The sequence below is a fragment of the Bradyrhizobium sp. UFLA05-112 genome (genome assembly GCF_053572325.1).
Map to the genome: position 1 here is coordinate 1 of NZ_JBANBK010000018.1, position 17,789 is coordinate 17,789.

Consider the following 17,789-nt stretch of genomic DNA (forward strand, 5'->3'; position numbering starts at 1 on the left):
GCCAGCCGTCTTGAGGTCAGGACCAGCAGACGTCCGCCTCCTTCGAACAAGGAGATGATCTGAAATGATCTAACAACGACTCATCCTTGACCAAGCCCATACAAGTATTCCAGAGACTGCGCCTGGCCACGGAGAGGCCGAGGCGTATTGGCTGCCCCGCCTTCGCAGAGCATGACAGTGAGTGTCGGCTGAAAGAGTGCCTTACTGCACGCTCAGCAGCCGTAGGGTGGGCAAAGGCGCGCTTGCGCCGTGCCCACCCCTTCCGTTGCGATGGTGGAAAGACGGTGGCGGTGGGCACGCTTCGCTTTGCCCACCCTACGGGACTGTGAGTGTGGGGCCGAGAGCGTGCCTTACTGCACGCTCAGCGCCACGAAGCGCAGCTCGCCGTCACCGTTGGAGACGAGCAGCAGCACTGACTTCTTGCCGTCCTTCTTGAGCTGGTCGATGCGCTTCTGGACGTCGGCGCCGCTGGAGACGGCCTCCTGCGCCACCTCGACGATGACGTCGCCGGCGGAGAGCCGCTTCTCGGCCGCGTCGGAACTGGCATCGACATTGGTGACGACCACGCCCTTGACGCTGTCCTTGATCTTGTAGCGGGCGCGCAGGTCCTTGTTCAGCGTCGCCAGATCAAGGCCGAGCGCCTTCTGCGTCACCGGCTTCTCCGGCGCCGGCTCGTCGGTCTTCACTGCGGCCTGGACCTTTTCCGGATCCTGCAAGCGGCCGAGCTTGACGCGCTTGGTCTCCTCCTGGCCCTTGCGGATAACGACGACGTCGACCTCCTTGTCGACCGCGGTGTCGGCGACGACGCGGGAGAGATCCTTCGGGTCCTTGATGTCCTTGCCGTCGAACTTGACGACGACGTCGCCGGGCTCGATGCCGGCGGGCTTTGCCGGGCCCTTCTCGTCGACGCCGGCAACCAGCGCACCACGCGGCGGCTTGATGTTGAGGCTTTCGGCGATCTCGTCGGTGACCGACTGGATGCGCACGCCGAGCCATCCGCGGCGCAGTTCGCCGAACTGGCGAAGCTGGTCGACGACGCCAGCCACCGTCTTCGACGGCACGGCGAACCCGATGCCGATCGAGCCGCCGGAGGGCGAGATGATCAGCGTGTTGACGCCGATGACCTCGCCTTCGAGGTTGAACAACGGGCCGCCGGAATTGCCGCGGTTGATGGCGGCGTCGGTCTGGATGTAGCTGTCATACGGGCCCGACGAGATGTCGCGGTTCTTGGCCGAGACGATGCCGGCCGTCACCGTGCCCCCTAGGCTGAAGGGGTTGCCGATCGCGACCACCCAGTCGCCGAGACGCAGCTTGTCGGAGTCGCCGAACTTCACTGAGACCAACTGCTTTGGCGGCTTGAACTTCAAGACAGCGAGGTCGGTCTTCTTGTCGACGCCGACGAGCTCGGCCTTGATCTTGGTGCCGTCGTTGAGAATGACGTTGATCTCGTCGGCATCCGCGATCACGTGATTGTTGGTGACGACGATGCCGGAGGTGTCGATGATGAAACCGGAGCCGAGCGAGTTGGTCTTGCGAGGCGGACCGTTGTCACCCCTGTCGCCACCCTTGCTGCCGCCGCCGGGACCACGACGGTTCTTGAAGAAGTCGTCGAAGAATTCCTCGAAGGGCGAGCCGGGCGGCAGTTGCGGCATGGTGTTGGTGCCGCCGCCCTTGGCTTCGACAGTCTGCGAGGTCGAGATGTTGACGACCGCGTCGATCACCTTCTCGGCGACGTCGGCGATGCCCTCCGGTCCGCGCGCGTAAGCCGGCGAGCCGAACGCGCTGAACGCGCTGATGGCGATCGCAGCCAGCCCGAGTCGCATGCAATGGCGCAGACGGGTCGTGGCAATGATGGCAGCGGTCATTGTGATCTCCGAAAGAGAATTAAGGATTCGTTGTCCAGACTGCGCTCGAACGGGGTGGCGGCGCAAGCACGGAGGTTAACGGGCCTCAAGACCCGGATAATACGGCGAAAAACCGGCGACTTTGCTTCACTTTAGCGTTCGCGTCGGAAGTGCCGGGCTCAGTGGTGCCGGATCCACCAGATCAGGATCAGGCCGGCCACGGCCGAGCCGATGCCCACGGCACGCAGGATATGATCGGGAGTTGCAAGCGCGCTCTTCATCGCCTTGCGCATCCACGCGGGACTTGCCGCGAACATCAAGCCTTCCAGCACAAACAGAATGCCCAAGCCGATGAGGAAGTCGGCAAACGCTATTGACCTCATCGGACTGGAACCTCCCCTTGTGCCGTTCTTGTTCCGCGTAGGGGCGGCACCGGCGCCGCCCCTGTTTCGTCTTACTGTTTCGGCGCCGCCTGCGCTTCGGCACCCGCCTTGCCGCTTGGGCTACCGAAGTACCGGAAGAAATCCGAGTTCGGCCGCAGCAGATAGCGGGTGTCGCTCGAGCGCAGGCCGGTCTCATAGGCCGACATCGAACGGAAGAAGGCGAAGAAGTCCTGGTCCTTGCCGTAGGCGTCCGCGAACAACCGGGTGCGTTCCGCATCGCCTGCGCCGCGGGTCTGCTCGGCCTGCGAGTTGGCTTCAGCGATGATCACGGTCGCCTCGCGGTCGGCCTTGGAGCGGATTTCCTGTGCCTTCTGGCCGCCCTGTGCGCGGAACTCGGCCGCTTCGCGCTGGCGCTCGGTCTTCATCCGATCGTAGACGGCCTGGCTGTTCTGCTCGGGCAGATCGGCGCGCCGAATGCGGACGTCGACGACCGAGATACCGTAGCCGTCGGCTTCGCGGTCGAGCTGCTCGCGGATGCGGCCCATCAGCTTCTCGCGCTCGTCGCGCACTACCGTGATGAAGGTGACCTCGCCGAGCACGCGGCGCAGCGCCGCGTTGAGCAGCGTCGTGAGTTGGAGGTTGGCCGCCTGGATCGAGCCGACGCTCTGATAGAAGCGCAGCGCATTCTTGATGCGGTAGCGCGCGAAGGCGTCGACCACGAGCCGCTTCTGGTCGGAGGCGATCACTTCCTGCGACGGGTTTTCCAGATCGAGGATGCGCTTGTCGATGCTGATCACGCTGTCGACGAACGGCGCCTTGAAGTTCAGCCCGGGCTCGGTGACGACCTTGACGGGTTCGCCGAGACGGACCACGAGCGCCTGCTCGGTCTGCTGCACCGTAAAGACGGAGCTGTAGGCCACGATCAGGATGAGCAAGAGGACGATCAGCGAGACGATGCCAGTGACCGGAGACCTCATCGGGTACCTCCGCCCTGCTGGCCAGAGGTGGCCGGCGGCCGCTTCGGCGTCAGCTCATTGAGCGGAAGAAAGGGCACCACGCCGCCTTGGCCGGTCGCGGCACCGTCATAGACGAGCTTTTCCGAGCCGCCGAGCACGCGCTCCATCGTCTCCAGATAGATCCGTTCACGCGTCACGTCCGGCGCCTTCTTATATTCTTCGTACACTTTCAAAAAGCGCGCGCTCTGGCCCTTGGCCTCGGCGATCACTTGTTCCCTATAGCCCTCGGCGGCCTGGAGGATCTGCGCGGCGCGACCGCGCGCTTCCGGCACGACACGGTTGGCATAGGTCTGGGCCTCGTTCTGCAACCGCTCGAGGTCGGCGCGCGCCGCCTGCACGTCGCGGAAGGCGTCGATGACCTGCGCCGGCGGGTCGACCTTCTGCATCTGCACCTGGGTGATCAGGATGCCGGAGCCGTAGCCGTCGAGTGTCCTCTGCATCAATTCCTGCACGCCCTGCTCGGTGGTGTTGCGGGCGCCGGTCAGGATCGGCTGGATCTGCGAGCGGCCGATCACCTCGCGCATCGCGCTTTCGGCGACCGCCTTCACGGTGCCCTCGGGATTCTGGATGTTGAACAGGAAGTCGCCGACGCCGTCGGGCTTGATACGCCACAGCACGGTGAAGTCGACGTCGACGATGTTCTCGTCGCCGGTCAGCATCAGGCTCTCTTCCGGCACGTCGCGGATGGTACGGCCGCGGCGGGAGGGATCGTCGATCAGCGTCATGCCGATAGAAATGGTCGAGACACGCAGCGCTTTCGGCAGCAGCACCGTCTCGATTGGATACGGCAGATGGTAGTTCAGGCCCGGCTGCACGGTGCGCACGTGCTTGCCGAAGCGCAGGACGACGCCGAGCTCTTCCGACTGCACGCGGAAGAAGCCCGAGGCGAGCCAGATCGCGACGATGAACAGCACGATGACGGTGATGCCGATGCCGCTGAAATAACCGCCAGGCAAAAGCTGCTGGAGCCGGTCCTGGCCGCGTCGCAGAAGGTCTTCCAGATCCGGCGGCCTCGGCCCGACCGGTTGCGGACCTGTGCCCCATGGCCCTTTCGAGCCCGAGCCCCACGGGCCACCGCCCTGATTCTTCCACGGCATTCGACAGTCTCCTCGGCAGGGTCTGGAATTGCCCCCACCCGCTTTGTCCGGTTCGGCTTTATAGGGGACGCTTTGCCCCCTTACAACGCACGCCTGACCGCCTCCGAGCTATGCCGCGCTGGGGAAATGTCAATGTAAACATTGGTAAAAGCGGTTAATGTTGCGGCCGCCGACGATATGTCACATACGAGAAATCGGCGCTGTCGTCGCCTGCCGCCGAATGCCGGACGCGCGCGACCTCCTCCCAGTCTGCCTTGTTGATCTCGAAAACAGTGTCGCCCTCCGGCTGCGCATGCACTTCCGTGACTTCGAGGCGGTCGGCGCGGTCGAGCCATTGCCGGTAGATCTCGGCGCCGCCGATCACGGCAATCTCGGAGACAGAGCGCCGCTGGGCGTCGCCGCGCGCGATTGCATGGGCATCCGCCGCGGATGTGGTCACGACGGCGCCAGCCGCACGGAAGCTCGCATCGCGGGTGATGACGATGTTGGTGCGACCCGGCAGCGGCCGGGGCAGCGACTCGAAGGTCTTGCGGCCCATCACCACGGGCTTGCCGATGGTCAGCGCCTTGAAACGCTGCATGTCGGATTTCAGCCGCCACGGAATCGCGTTGCCGGCGCCGATGACGCCGTTCTCGGCGATGGCAACGACGAAGATGATCTCCATCAGGGAGCCTTCCCTGCAAGCCGCGTCAAGGCATCACCGGTGACGCGGCACAGCGTCCAGTCATCCATCATGACGGCGCCGAGCGACTTGTAGAATGCGATCGACGGCGCGTTCCAGTCCAGCACCGTCCATTGTAGGCGCGACCAACCATTCTCGACGCATTCCTTCCCGAGATAATTAAGCAGCGCCTTGCCGATGCCCTTGCCGCGATGCGACGGCCGCACATAGAGGTCCTCGAGATAGATTCCGTGCCGGCCGCTGAAGGTGGAGAAATTCACGAACCATACCGCGAAGCCGACCGCTTCGCCGCTCCATTCGGTGATCGCGCAGAAAAGTCGCGGGTTCGCACCGAACAGCGCTTCCGCAATCATGGCCTCGGTCGCTTCGACCTCATGCGTGAGCTTCTCGTACTCGGCAAGCTCGCGGATGAAGGAGAGAACGAGCCCGGCCTCGCCGGGTCGCGCGCGGCGGATGTTGAGCGACATTGGCTAAAGCGCAACGGTTTCGGGTTGAATCATCATCGCGCTTTCTTTTTCGCGCATGATCTGTTCGGAAAACCGCGGCACACTTTTCCGGATCATGCGCTAAACGGCGACTTCCGCCTTGATGTGCGGATGCGGATCGTAGCCGACGAGTTCGAAATCCTCAAAGCGGAAGGAGAAGATGTCCTTCACGTCCGGATTGATCCGCATCACCGGCAGCGGACGCGGCGTCCGCGTCAATTGCAGCCGCGCCTGCTCCAGATGATTGGAATAGAGATGCGTGTCGCCGAGCGAGTGCACGAAGTCGCCGGGCTTCAGGCCCGTGACCTGCGCGACCATCATCGTGAGCAGCGCGTAGGAAGCAATGTTGAAGGGTACGCCGAGGAAGACGTCGGCCGAGCGCTGATAGAGCTGGCACGACAATTTGCCGTTCGCGACATAGAACTGGAACAGCAGGTGGCAGGGCGGCAGCGACATCTTCTCAACGTCGGCTGGGTTCCAGGCGGTGACGATCAGCCGGCGCGAGTCCGGGTTCTTCCTGATCATGTCGATGACATTGGCGATCTGGTCGATGCTGCGCCCGTCGGCCGTGGGCCAGGAGCGCCATTGATGGCCGTAGACCGGCCCTAGATCGCCGTTGGCATCGGCCCATTCGTCCCAGATGGTGACGCCGTTGTCGCGCAGATATTTGATGTTGGTGTCGCCCTTCAGGAACCACAACAGCTCATGCACGATCGCCTTCAGCGGCAACCGCTTGGTGGTCAGCATCGGAAAGCCGGCCGCAAGGTTGAAGCGCATCTGATGGCCGAACACCGACAGCGTGCCGGTGCCGGTCCGATCGCGCTTCTCGGCGCCGTCTGAAAGAATCCGCTCGAGCAGGTCCTGATACTGGTGCATGTGCGTGCGCTATGGGCCTTCTGGGAGGCCGGCGAACTTAGCGGCCGGCCCCGTGCTGCGACAGCAGCGATTCGCTGCCTCGCACAGATTATACCCGGAAAAGTGAGCGTTCCGCCGGCAAACGACAAGGGGCGGAACTTGCACCCCGCCCCTGCCCTACCCTGTTGATAATACTGGCAAGTTGGTAACGCCGGCCTCAGTTCTCCGATTCCGTAAAGACCTCGTCGCGCTTGGCGCGCAACACCGGCAGAACCGTGAGCACCAGGAGGGCGGCTGCGATCGCGAGCAGCACGGCGGAGAGCGGACGCGTCACGAACACGCTCCAGTCGCCGCGCGAGATCAGCAGCGCGCGACGCAGATTCTCTTCCATCAGCGGTCCGAGCACCATCCCGAGCAGCAGCGGTGCCGGTTCGAAATCGTGCTTGATCAGCCAGTAGCCGACGAGGCCGAACACGCCCGCGAGAATGACGTCGACCGGCGCGTTGTTCACCGAGTAGATGCCGATCGCGCAGAAGATCACGATCGAGGGGAACATCAGCCGATAGGGCACGCGCAACAGGCGCACCCAGATGCCGACCAGCGGCAGGTTGATGATGATCAGCATGAGGTTGCCGATCCACATCGAGGCGATCATGCCCCAGACGAGGTCCGGCTGCTTCTGCATCACCTGCGGGCCCGGCACGATGCCGTGAATGGTCATGGCGCCGACCATCAGCGCCATCACCGCGTTCGGCGGGATGCCGAGCGTCAGCAGCGGGATGAAGGAGGTCTGCGCCGCTGCGTTGTTGGCGCTCTCCGGCGAAGCGACGCCTTCGATCGCGCCGCGGCCGAACCGCGACGGATTCTTCGCGATCTTCTTCTCCAGCGTATAGGCGGCAAAGGAGGCGATGACCGCGCCGCCGCCGGGGAGGATGCCGAGGATCGATCCAAGAACGGTGCCGCGCACGATCGCGGGCGCCGAGTCGACCAGGTCTTTCCTTGTCGGCATCAACCCCGTGATCTTCTGCTGCACGAGATCGCGGTTCATCTCAGCGCCGGCATCGAGGTTGCGGATGATCTCGGCAAAGCCGAACACGCCCATCGCCACCGTCGCGAAGCCGAGACCGTCCGCAAGCTCCGGAATGTTGAAGGCCATGCGCGAGGCGCCGGTCTCGATGTCGGAGCCGACCATCGAGAGCAGCAGTCCGAACACGATCATCGCGATCGCTTTCAGCACCGAACCCTTGGCTAGCACCACCGCGAAGATCAGGCCGAGCACCATCAGCGAGAAGTATTCGGCCGGACCGAAGGCCAGCGCGAGCTTGGTCAGGGGCGCGCCGAGAACGGCGATCAGGACCGTCGCAACGCAGCCGGCGAAGAACGAGCCGATCGCCGCAATCGCCAGCGCCGGACCGGCGCGACCCTGCCTGGCCATCTGATGGCCGTCGATCGCCGTGACGACCGAAGTCGCTTCACCGGGAATGTTGACAAGGATCGAGGTGGTCGAGCCGCCATATTGCGCACCATAATAGATGCCGGCGAGCATGATCAGCGCGCCGACCGGTGGCAATCCGAACGTGATCGGCAACAGCATCGCGACGGTTGCGATGGTGCCGATGCCCGGCAGCACGCCCACCAGCGTACCGACGAGCGCACCAATCAGGCACATCAGGAGGTTGATCGGCGAAAACGCGACGGCAAAACCGTGAGCGAGGTTGGCAAAGAGATCGACCATCACGCCCTCACTGGACCAGGAATCGCGGGAACATCGGCATCGGCAATCCCAGGACGTAGGGGAATAGCAGCGCACAGCCGAGCGTCAGGCAGGCGCCGACGATGGCGGCTTCGATCCAGCGTGTCTCGTGCGAGCCGGTCGCCGCGATCAAAAAGCTTAGGAACGCCGTGACTACGAGGCCGAGCGGGCGGATCGCCAGAGCGAAGAAGACAATCGCCGCCATCACGAACAACGGCCCGCGCCACGAATAATGGGAGAGCCCCGCTCCCTCGGTCAGCAGTCCCGTCAGCGCGATGGCCGCAGACAGCACGACCAAGAGCCCGCCGAACATGCGCGGCGCCGTGCCGGCTCCGAAGGAGAAGCCGCGCATGCCCTGCAAGTCACTCGACGCCCACAACGCGAACAGCGCGACCGCCATCAGCACGATGCCGCCGATATAATCCTGCGGCGCGCGGATGGTCATGAAGAGCGTGAGGATTGCGACCGCAAACAGCGGATAGGAGTAGATCAGCGCCAGCAGAACGTCCGAGGACAGCGCCTTCTTGGCATCAGCGCCGAACGTCCCGAGGACCGCGCCGGGCGCCCCAGCCAAAAGCGCGGTCGCATGGCTGATCAGGACGGTCGCCGGGCCGCGCCCGCTCCCCCATCCGAAGATCGTGCCAATCGACCAGATGAATTCGAATATCTGCGGCGCGAGCGCCAGCAGGACGATGCCGATGGCGACCGATGTGTTTCGCGTCGTTGTCGCCGAGTGGCCCATTATGTCGGCCATGCATGTCTCCTCCGCGACCCCGTAAGTCACGAGCCCTGTTGTTCTATTGGATGGAATTGGATCCCCACCAGCATCATTGCCTAGCGATTTTCATTAGACAACGCCAGCAAAACCCAAGACGCCCCCGGCAAGCAACAGCCAGAGCGGATTGACGCGCGACACCGAGGCGAGCACCGCAACGCCCGCCATCAGCAGCGCGGCAATCACGGTGTGCGTGGTGGATTGGGCCAGGATCAGAGCGCTTGCCGCCATCAGGCCGATCGACAGCGGAACCAGCGCAGCCTGGATCATGGCGGGCCAGCGCGATTGGCTGGGACGGTTGAGGAGGCGGCTCACATAGTAGGCAAGCAGGGCGGTCGGAAGGCACATCGCGAGCGTTGCCGCGAGCGCGCCGGGAATGCCGGCGACCGCATAGCCGATCAGCGTGACAATCAGGACGTTCGGTCCGGGCGAGAGCTGCGAGATCGCAAAGGCATCCGCGAACTGCTTGTCGGTCATCCAGTGATGCACGTCCACGGCGATGCGGTGCATCTCGGGCACCGCCGCGGCCGCACCGCCGACCGCGAACAGCGACATCAGGCCGAAAGTCGAGATCAGCGCCCAGATCGGATTCTCGCTGTTCATGCTGCTACCTTCCGTCGCAGGACAACCGTGATGGCGATGCTGGCAGGGATCGCGACCAGCAACACGGCTTGCAGCGGCAGCCGCAGCACGCCGATCGCGACGAACACGGCGGCCATCAGGACGAGGGCGATGGCATCGGCGCGCTTCAACAGCGGTGTCATCATACGAAAGACCACCGCGATCAGCAGCCCGACGGCCGCGCAAGATACCCCGGCAAGAGTGCGGCGCAAAACCTCGAGCTCGCCGAAATGGGCGTAGAGTACGGCGAGAGCCGTCATGATCAGCGTCGGCGGCACCAACAGCCCGGCGAAGGCGGCGACGCCGCCGGCAAGCCCGCGCAGGCGCGAGCCGAACACCATCGACAGGTTGACGATGTTCGGACCGGGGAGGAAGTGGCAGAGGGCGAAGGTCTCGTTGAACTCGTCCGCCGTCATCCAGCGGTGGTCGTCCACGATCGCCCGCCGCGCGAACACCAGGACGCCGCCGAACCCGGCCAGCGACATCCGGGCAAAGGCCATGAACAGGGCGAAGAGGCCCGGTGGGTCGGTCTTGACGGGGATATCCGGCTCTTGAACGGCCGGTGCGGAATCCGAGGACATCGTGGCAGCTTAAGGGGGCCGCTATCCCCGCGCCAAGGCTGGCCATCCGGGCGGCCAGCACCTATCCAAAGGAACTCTCGCCAAACCCCTGTCTTTCCCGATCTTTGCCGCCTATATTGGGGGTGCCGGCTTGCCGGCTATGGAAATAAACGGTCGTCGCAATAAACCATTCGGACCCGGGGGCGGTACCCGGCGCCTCCACCAAAGCCCACCAGCGGGCTACCCGAGAGCGGGCTTTGGCGGGGGCGAAATAGGATCGACGAGGGCGTAAAGGGCGTGCTTTTTCCCGGTATTGTTCCGCCGTTATCGGGCTACTGCAATAGTTGCCAACGACAACTTTGCTCCGGTTGCTCAGGCTGCGTAACGCAGTTTGAAAGACCACTTTAAAGTCCTAGCGGGTTAAGCTCCGCTAGGCGGGGTTCGGAGGCACCTGGCAACAGAAGCCTCCACTTCCATTTTTCTCCCGCCTTTTTTCTCGTGGGCGGGGACTCCTTCTGGCCGGTCGGGCGCGGTACCATTGCGGCCTGGCGAGTCGGCGCGGCACCGGCTCGGGAAATACGACAGGACCGATAGTCAGGATCCATAATGGCGACCGATCATATCCGATACGACGTGCTGGCACGCGACGCATTGCGCGGCGTGCTGCGGAAGGTGCTGAGCGATGCCGCAGCGCACGGATTGCCGGGCGAGCATCACTTCTTCATCACCTTCGTATCGAAGGCGGAGGGCGCAAAGCTGTCGCCGCGGCTGCTCGCGCAATACCCCGACGAGATGACCATCATCCTGCAGCACCAGTTCTGGGATCTGACCGTGCTCGAGGACCGTTTCGAGGTCGGCCTGTCCTTTGGCGGCATCCCGGAGCGGCTGGTGGTGCCGTTCAGTGCGATCAAGAGCTTCCTCGATCCGTCGGTGAAATTCGGCCTCCAGTTCGACACCTCCGATGTCGCGGAAGTGCCGCCCGCGGCACTCCCCGCGGCGCCTGCCCCCTCGGCTGTCGCGGTCCCCGCGCCGGCTGCCGAGAAGGCGGAAGCCGAGGACGAACCCACCGCGCCCAACCAAGGCGGCGCCGAGGTCGTCCGACTGGATCGCTTCCGCAAGAAATGATCGAGTTCGCTGGGCACGAGCGCCCAAGCGCAGCCAAACCACCTATATAGATGAGCTCGAGAAGCCGCGCGCATTCCGCGCGGCAGAATGGATGCGCTCATGGACAAGACGACCCGGCCCTCGCGCCGCTCTGCCACCCGAATCGAGACCGACAGTTTTGGTCCGATCGAGGTCCCTGCCGACCGTTACTGGGGCGCGCAGACTGAACGCTCCCGGCAGAATTTCCGCATCGGGGAAGACCGCATGCCGATCTCGCTCGTGCATGCGCTCGGCATCGTCAAGCTGGCCGCAGCCCAGACCAATCGCGAACTCGGCCTTCTCGACCAGCGCCGGGCGAACGCGATCATCCGCGCCGCGCGCGAGGTGGTCGAGGGCAAGCTCGACGACCACTTTCCGCTGGTGGTGTGGCAGACCGGCTCGGGCACCCAGAGCAACATGAACCTCAACGAGGTGATCGCCAACCGCGCCAACGAGCTCTTGGGCGGCGAGCTCGGCGCCAAGAAGCCGGTGCATCCCAACGACCACGTCAACATGAGCCAGTCGTCGAACGACTCTTTTCCGACCGCGATGCACATCGCGGCCGCCGGCCGGATCACGGCCGATCTCATTCCTGCACTCTCCGAGCTGCTCGTCGCGCTGCACAAGAAGGAGAAGGCGTTCGCTGGGATCGTCAAGATCGGCCGCACGCACACCCAGGATGCGACGCCGCTGACGCTCGGCCAGGAGTTTTCCGGCTATGCCGCACAGGTCGAAAGCGGCATCGCGCGATTGAAGGTCGCGGTAAAGGATCTCTATCCGCTGGCGCAAGGCGGTACCGCGGTCGGCACCGGTCTCAACTCAAAGCCGCGCTTTGCAAGGCTGTTCGCCAAGCAGGTCGCCGGCATCACGAAACTCCCCTTCACCAGCGCCGCCAACAAGTTCGAGGCGCTGGCGTCGAACGACGCCTATGTGCTCGTGCATGGCGCCATCAATTCAGTAGCGACGGGGCTGTTCAAGATCGCCAATGACATCCGCCTGCTGGGATCAGGCCCGCGCTCGGGGCTGGGCGAACTGATCCTTCCCGAGAACGAGCCGGGATCCTCGATCATGCCCGGCAAGGTCAACCCGACCCAGTGCGAGGCGATGACCATGGTGTGCTGCCAGGTGTTCGGCAATCACACCGCGATCACGGTCGCCGGCAGCCAGGGGCATTTCGAGCTCAACGTCTTCAAGCCCGTGCTCGCCTACAACATGCTGCATTCGATCCGGCTGATGGCCGATGCCGCGCGCTCCTTTACCGAGCATTGCGTATCGGGCATCCGCGCCGACGAGAAGCGGATCCGCGAGCTGATGGAGCGCTCCTTGATGCTGGTGACGGCGCTGGCGCCGAAGATCGGCTACGACAACGCGGCCAAGGTGGCGAAAACGGCGCATGCCAACGGCACCACGCTCAAGGAAGAGGCGCTCCGGCTCGGCTTGGTGTCGGCGGACGAGTTCGAGCGGCTGGTCCAGCCCGAAAAGATGACCCATCCCGGCTGATTTCCGAATTTCGATAGGCCTCCGTAAAGATACGGAGGAAAAAACGGCATGAAATATGGGGTCCGGGCAAGGGGATTTGATTACCGTCAATGTTCTGGCCTTGGCGCATGCTAGGCGAGTGTTTGCCCCTGACCGGGCGAAATTGATTGTTTGATGGTACCAGAGGCCGATTGACGAGGATCAAATGGCGATCAAGTGTCATGGAGCGCGGCGCAACGCCTTATTTCCGCATGTTTCACCCCGCCCGCCGAGGATCGAGTGATGGAGACGCGGCATGGGGAACGTCATCAACCTGAACCGCTTCCGGAAGCGCGCCGAGCGGGAAGCCTCGGCGAAGCAGGCGGAGGCCAACCGGACGAAGTTCGGCCGCAGCAAGGCCGAGCGATCGGCGGAGGAGAAGCGCGAGGCCCAAGCGAAGGAGCGCCTGGATCAGCATCGGATCGAGCGCGAGGAACAGCCATGAAATCGCCCGTCGTCAAGCGATCGATCGTCGTCGCCGGCCACAAGACAAGTGTCAGCCTGGAAGAGGCCTTCTGGAATGGCATGAAGGAGATCTCCGGCCTGCGCAACATGACGCTGTCGGAGCTGGTCGGAGAGATCGACGGCAATCGCCAGCAGGGCAACCTGTCGTCCGCGATCCGGCTGTTCGTGCTCGATTACTTCAAGAACCGCGCTGCAGCGGTCCTGCCCGAGCAAAAAGTGCCGGCCCAATAGGCCGGAGCCGTCAGGTAAAGCATCCGCGAGGCCGCACTTTATAATCACTCTAAGGTGCGGTCCCGGCTGCGTGAGCGCGCTTGACCTGTCTCGCTGCCGTTGAAAATACAGGGCATGACCGACGACAACATCACGCTCCCGCAGACATCCACGCACCTGCCCTCGGGTTCGCCTCTGGGGCTGGCCGAACGCGGCTATTCGGGCGTCATCCAGCATCTTTCCGCCAACGGTGCGGGCTCGGCCCTGTCGGACGTCGAGCTGGAAAGCCGCCTGATCGAGCTCGGCTTCGTCGAGGGTGCCAAAGTCGAGATCCTGCACGAGGGCATCGTCGGCCGTGACCCGATTGCGGTTCGCGTCGACAACGTCACCATCGCGGTGCGCCGTCGCGAAGCCATGGCCATCATCGTCGCGTAACGAGCGACCGGACCGCTGACCCAGGCCTTTAATCCCATGGAAGCTCCCCTGCTGCATCTGGCCCTGGTGGGCACGCCGAACAGCGGCAAGACCTCGCTGTTCAATGCGTTGACCGGCAGCCGGCAGAAGGTCGCGAACTATCCCGGCGTCACCGTCGAGCGCAAGGAAGGCTTTTTCGTCACTCCCTTGGGACGCCAGGTCTCGGTTGTCGACCTGCCCGGCACCTATTCGCTGCGCGGCCGCAGCCCGGATGAGGAGATCACCCGCGACATCGTGCTCGGCAAGGCCTCGGGCGAGACGAAGCCCGATCTCGTGCTGTGCGTGGCCGACTCCACCAATCTGCGCCTGACCATCCGCCTCCTGCTCGAGCTCAAGCGCACCGGACGACCGATCGTGCTGGTGCTCAACATGTTCGACATCGCGACCCGCCGCGGCATCACGGTGGACGTGGCGCGGATGGCCGACGCGCTCGGCGTACCCGTGGTCACCTCGATCGCGGTGCGCAAAGGCGGCACCGCCGATCTGCTCAAGCTGACCGACGAGATCTCCGCGCAGGTGAAGCCGCAGCCCCAGGAGAACAACTGGCGGCCGCTCGGCGTCGCCGAACTGCGCGCCACGCAGCGCGAGGCCGACCGGATCATCGCTTCCACCGTCAGCCTGCCTGCTAGCCCCGACACCTGGACCGCGCGGATCGACGCCGTGGTGCTGCATCCCGTCGGCGGCCTCATCGTGCTCGCCCTGATCCTGTTCGTGATGTTCCAGGCGGTGTTCGCCTGGGCGCAGCCGCTGATGGAGCTCTTGTCCTCCTCCTTCGACGCGCTCGGGCAGTTCGTGCACGACACCCTGCCCGCCGGCCTGTTGCAGAGCTTCCTGCAGAACGGCGTGATCTCCGGCGTCGGCAGCGTCATCGTGTTCCTGCCGCAGATCATCATCATCTTCCTGTTCATCCTGCTGCTGGAAGATTTCGGCTACATGGCGCGCGCGGCCTTCCTGATGGACCGCATCATGGGCGGCGCCGGGCTACACGGGCGCGCCTTCATTCCGCTGCTGTCGAGCTTTGCCTGCGCCATTCCCGGCATCATGGCGACACGGGTGATCGACAACCGGCGCGACCGGCTGACCACGATCCTGATCGCGCCGCTGATGACCTGCTCGGCGCGCATTCCCGTCTATACGCTGATCATCTCCGCCTTCATTCCGGCAAAACAGCTCTGGGGCTTCGTCAACCTCCAGGGCTTCGTGATGTTCGGCCTCTACGCCGCAGGCATCATCAGCGCGCTTTTCGTCTCGTTCCTGATCAAGTTCTTCATGCTGCGCGACTATGCGCCGGCACCGTTCATGCTGGAGCTGCCCGACTACAAGATGCCGCGGCCGAAATCGATCGCGATCGGCATCTTCACGCGCGCCAAGATGTTCTTGCAACGCGCCGGCACCACGATCTTCTCGATGATGGTGCTGATCTGGTTCCTGGCTTCGTTCCCACAGCCGCCGGCTGGCGCAGCGGACCCCGCCATCAACTACAGCCTCGCTGCGATCCTCGGCAAGGCGATCGCGCCGCTGCTCGCGCCCGTCGGCTTCAACTGGCAGATCGCGGTGGCGCTGATCCCGGGCATGGCGGCGCGCGAGGTCGCGGTGGCAGCCCTCGGCACCGTCTATGCCATCGAGGGTGGCAAGGAAGCGGCCGAGCAGATCGGCCAGGTGCTGGCGACGAAATGGTCGCTGGCGACCGCCCTGTCGCTGCTCGCCTGGTACATCTTCGCCCCGCAATGCGCCTCGACGCTGGCGGTGATCCGGCGCGAGACCGGAAGCTGGAAATGGATGGCGACCACCTTCGCCTACATGCTGGCGCTCGCTTATGCGGCGAGCCTTGCGACCTACAACATCGCGATGGCGCTGGGCGCGGGGTAGCTCTTCGTGCTCAACGGGCTCGCATTCGCAGAGCCTTCATCCCCAAAACCAAAAATCTCGAAAACAACCCCATGCAAAGTAAGCCGGCGGCGGCCGACGCCCTCCTTTTGATTCGGAAAATCCGTTGACACGTCGGGCAAATCACCGGCACGATGCCATCCTGGGGGGCTTGGCAGCTGCCGCGACGCGGGGAACACAGAAACCCCGTCGGCGTATTGATCGACGATCGGCCGGAACCGTACCGGCCGGACGCACAACTTGGGGAACATTCATCGCGGGGAGACCTGTCGCCAATAGGAACCACCTCCTTCCTCTGCCGTTGGGCGGCGCGGAGGAGAGCCGATGGATCAGGATGAAGACCAGAAGCCGCCACGGGAACGAGAGCGTACGGACCGTACCGAAGACGCGCGCAAAGTCGCGGAAGAATACGCCGAATTGCAGCGTCAGATCGCGGAGAGGCTCCGCAGGAAGATGAACTAAAGCGCGACGAGATTGAATCGTCATCGCGCTCTAGGTTGTTGTCTGCGCATGACCTCCGCGTGGACGCGTCTCGCGTTTATCGCGAGGAGAACCGCTCCACACGTTCCCGGATCATGCTCCGGTCAACGGGCGCGCGAGGCGCGCCAGCTTTCGACGCCATCATTTGGATGACGCTCGTGTTTGCGCAGCTCATCGACGAGACGCTCGAGATAGGGCGGCAGGGGCGACATTTCGCGAGATAGGTCCTGTTGCAACCTGTCGCCCACCTCGTCACAGATCGACCGGGCAGTCTTATGGTCGATGCGGTCCGATATTCGGCTGATCGGTTCCATAACGCGACTTCTTTGATCGGCCCCACGATTAACTCAAGTTACAGGGTGAGAAAATGTTTCGCGTCAACCGATGGGTCACTGGAACGAAGGCCGATTTTGCGGATGTTGGAACCGGCGACGCTCAAACTGGGAAACAGACATCAAGTTGAACCTTGGACTCGTTCACAGGCGATATGAAGTCGCCATGCTATCGCCTTCCGACTTTCCGCCCTTGTGACCAGTCCGCAATCGGCGCTAAACCTTTGCTTATCACCGGCTAAGGCTCTGCCCATAGGCGTCGAGTGGCTGAGAGACCACTTCGCTTCCGCCTATGGCGAGGAGAGCAAGATGGATCGGTCCCGGCAACTTCAACATCTCGAACAAGCTGAGCGCCACCTATTGCGTGGCGAGCAGAGCGTTTCGGACCAAGAGCAGCGTATCGAAGACCTCAAACATCATGGGCATGATACAACTCTGGCCCGCGCACTCCTGGAAACATTCCTCTGCACGCAGATGCAATTTCTCGCGCACCGCGATCAAATCCTCCGAGAACTAGATCGCGCTTGAACTGACTAAAGCGCGATGAGATTGGGCTGAATTTCGATCGGCCCTTATGGTGTTGTCTGAGCATGATCTCCGCGCAAACGCGTTCCGCCTTGGGTCGCGAGGGAAAACCGCTCCACACTGTTCCCGATCATGCGAGCGTCGCGATCGCGCCAAACGCGACTCCAAGCCGCTACAGCATGCATCATCCGGCTTGCATGCAAGGCACTGGGTCGCGCCCGGCTTGCAAGATCAAGGCTCGTCAACCCGGACAGAAACTGGTTCCGCATTGATTTCGATCAATGGTGGGACCCGGTCGCATGTCAGGTCTTCTCATTGTCCTGCAAGGAGAAAGCAAATGACTGGACATGCCAGACTTCTTGGACTGATCGTGAGTGCCGCGCTCCTGACGGCAGCCCCTCTGTCGTTCCGCTATTCACCCACGGAGACGCTATCCGTGTCCATTGATCGCGCCGAAGCGCGCGTTGGGCGGCCGCTGACGCCCATGAGCGTTGCAGGCGTCAACCGCCGAGTGCATCGGCGCGCCTATTACGGTGCGGCGGCGGCGGGAGCTGCAGCCTATGGTGCCTATGGCTATCGCCGGGCTTGTGGCTACTATCCCTATCCGCCCTGCTATTGAGCTTGCGCGAGCCTCGTCGCTTGTCCGCGACGAGCCGCGTCGTTTCTTCCCCATTGTACCGGCCG

Annotated in this window: 20 protein-coding genes and 1 other RNA gene; 9 read left to right on the forward strand and 12 right to left on the reverse strand. The window is 63.6% G+C overall.

Annotation, left to right across the window (positions count from 1 at the left end; all coding sequences use genetic code 11):
* Window positions 1-350 precede the first annotated feature (350 nt).
* From SO180_RS13020 to SO180_RS13070, 11 genes are all read right to left on the reverse strand, one after another.
* On the reverse strand, window positions 351-1,865 hold the full coding sequence (locus tag SO180_RS13020; RefSeq protein ID WP_449379224.1) for a Do family serine endopeptidase: 1,515 nt from the start codon (window positions 1,863-1,865) through the stop codon (window positions 351-353).
* Between the two features lie 158 nt (window positions 1,866-2,023).
* Window positions 2,024-2,227: a DUF2065 domain-containing protein gene (locus SO180_RS13025; RefSeq protein WP_449379225.1), complete on the reverse strand. Its 204-nt coding sequence runs from the start codon at window positions 2,225-2,227 to the stop codon at window positions 2,024-2,026.
* A 71-nt stretch (window positions 2,228-2,298) separates the two neighbouring features.
* On the reverse strand, window positions 2,299-3,204 hold the full coding sequence (hflC, locus tag SO180_RS13030) for a protease modulator HflC (protein ID WP_449379226.1): 906 nt from the start codon (window positions 3,202-3,204) through the stop codon (window positions 2,299-2,301).
* Window positions 3,201-4,340 carry an FtsH protease activity modulator HflK gene (hflK, locus tag SO180_RS13035; protein WP_449379227.1) on the reverse strand — a complete coding sequence of 380 codons (1,140 nt, stop codon included), beginning with the start codon at window positions 4,338-4,340 and terminating at the stop codon, window positions 3,201-3,203. Before hflK ends, hflC begins: the two co-directional genes overlap by 4 nt.
* 154 nt (window positions 4,341-4,494) lie before the next feature.
* On the reverse strand, window positions 4,495-5,004 hold the full coding sequence (locus SO180_RS13040) for a dihydrofolate reductase (RefSeq protein ID WP_449379228.1): 510 nt from the start codon (window positions 5,002-5,004) through the stop codon (window positions 4,495-4,497).
* Window positions 5,004-5,489: a GNAT family N-acetyltransferase gene (locus tag SO180_RS13045; RefSeq protein WP_449379229.1), complete on the reverse strand. Its 486-nt coding sequence runs from the start codon at window positions 5,487-5,489 to the stop codon at window positions 5,004-5,006. The genes SO180_RS13040 and SO180_RS13045 overlap by 1 nt, the downstream gene beginning before the upstream one ends.
* Window positions 5,490-5,588: 99 nt before the next feature.
* The gene (locus SO180_RS13050) at window positions 5,589-6,383 is read right to left on the reverse strand and encodes a thymidylate synthase (protein ID WP_449379230.1); all 795 of its coding nucleotides are present in this window, start codon (window positions 6,381-6,383) and stop codon (window positions 5,589-5,591) included.
* 196 nt (window positions 6,384-6,579) lie between these two features.
* Complete coding sequence (locus SO180_RS13055) at window positions 6,580-8,097, reverse strand: tripartite tricarboxylate transporter permease (protein ID WP_449379231.1); 1,518 nt, start codon at window positions 8,095-8,097, stop codon at window positions 6,580-6,582.
* Window positions 8,098-8,104: 7 nt separating this feature from the next.
* A complete protein-coding gene (locus SO180_RS13060) occupies window positions 8,105-8,869 on the reverse strand; it encodes a tripartite tricarboxylate transporter TctB family protein (RefSeq protein ID WP_449379232.1) in 765 nt (254 codons plus the stop codon).
* 93 nt (window positions 8,870-8,962) lie between these two features.
* Window positions 8,963-9,493 (reverse strand): chromate transporter, encoded by a 531-nt coding sequence (locus SO180_RS13065; protein ID WP_284266397.1) that lies wholly within the window; start codon window positions 9,491-9,493, stop codon window positions 8,963-8,965.
* Window positions 9,490-10,092: a chromate transporter gene (locus tag SO180_RS13070; protein ID WP_449379233.1), complete on the reverse strand. Its 603-nt coding sequence runs from the start codon at window positions 10,090-10,092 to the stop codon at window positions 9,490-9,492. The genes SO180_RS13065 and SO180_RS13070 overlap by 4 nt, the downstream gene beginning before the upstream one ends.
* Window positions 10,093-10,177: 85 nt before the next feature.
* Here SO180_RS13070 and ssrA point away from each other — a divergent pair.
* The 7 genes from ssrA to feoB all read left to right on the forward strand — a co-directional run bounded on the left by ssrA (window position 10,178) and on the right by feoB (window position 15,750).
* Window positions 10,178-10,543: a transfer-messenger RNA gene (gene ssrA, locus SO180_RS13075) on the forward strand.
* Between the two features lie 134 nt (window positions 10,544-10,677).
* The gene (locus SO180_RS13080) at window positions 10,678-11,196 is read left to right on the forward strand and encodes an SspB family protein (protein WP_449379234.1); all 519 of its coding nucleotides are present in this window, start codon (window positions 10,678-10,680) and stop codon (window positions 11,194-11,196) included.
* An 87-nt stretch (window positions 11,197-11,283) separates the two neighbouring features.
* Window positions 11,284-12,714 (forward strand): class II fumarate hydratase, encoded by a 1,431-nt coding sequence (gene fumC, locus SO180_RS13085; RefSeq protein WP_449379235.1) that lies wholly within the window; start codon window positions 11,284-11,286, stop codon window positions 12,712-12,714.
* A 274-nt stretch (window positions 12,715-12,988) separates the two neighbouring features.
* A complete protein-coding gene (locus tag SO180_RS13090) occupies window positions 12,989-13,177 on the forward strand; it encodes a DUF4169 family protein (protein WP_449379236.1) in 189 nt (62 codons plus the stop codon).
* Complete coding sequence (locus SO180_RS13095; protein WP_254103758.1) at window positions 13,174-13,428, forward strand: ribbon-helix-helix domain-containing protein; 255 nt, start codon at window positions 13,174-13,176, stop codon at window positions 13,426-13,428. The genes SO180_RS13090 and SO180_RS13095 overlap by 4 nt, the downstream gene beginning before the upstream one ends.
* A 114-nt stretch (window positions 13,429-13,542) precedes the next feature.
* Window positions 13,543-13,842, forward strand: coding sequence for a FeoA family protein (locus tag SO180_RS13100; protein ID WP_449379237.1), 300 nt, complete (start codon window positions 13,543-13,545; stop codon window positions 13,840-13,842).
* Window positions 13,843-13,878: 36 nt separating this feature from the next.
* The gene (feoB, locus tag SO180_RS13105; RefSeq protein WP_449379238.1) at window positions 13,879-15,750 is read left to right on the forward strand and encodes a ferrous iron transporter B; all 1,872 of its coding nucleotides are present in this window, start codon (window positions 13,879-13,881) and stop codon (window positions 15,748-15,750) included.
* A 602-nt stretch (window positions 15,751-16,352) separates the two neighbouring features.
* Here the strand turns inward: feoB and SO180_RS13110 are convergent.
* Window positions 16,353-16,562, reverse strand: coding sequence for a hypothetical protein (locus tag SO180_RS13110; protein ID WP_449379239.1), 210 nt, complete (start codon window positions 16,560-16,562; stop codon window positions 16,353-16,355).
* Between the two features lie 327 nt (window positions 16,563-16,889).
* Between SO180_RS13110 and SO180_RS13115 the strand changes: the two genes are divergently transcribed.
* Both SO180_RS13115 and SO180_RS13120 read left to right on the forward strand, forming a co-directional pair.
* Window positions 16,890-17,108 (forward strand): hypothetical protein, encoded by a 219-nt coding sequence (locus SO180_RS13115; RefSeq protein ID WP_449379240.1) that lies wholly within the window; start codon window positions 16,890-16,892, stop codon window positions 17,106-17,108.
* A gap of 334 nt (window positions 17,109-17,442) precedes the next feature.
* A complete protein-coding gene (locus SO180_RS13120; protein WP_449379241.1) occupies window positions 17,443-17,724 on the forward strand; it encodes a hypothetical protein in 282 nt (93 codons plus the stop codon).
* Window positions 17,725-17,789 lie beyond the last annotated feature (65 nt).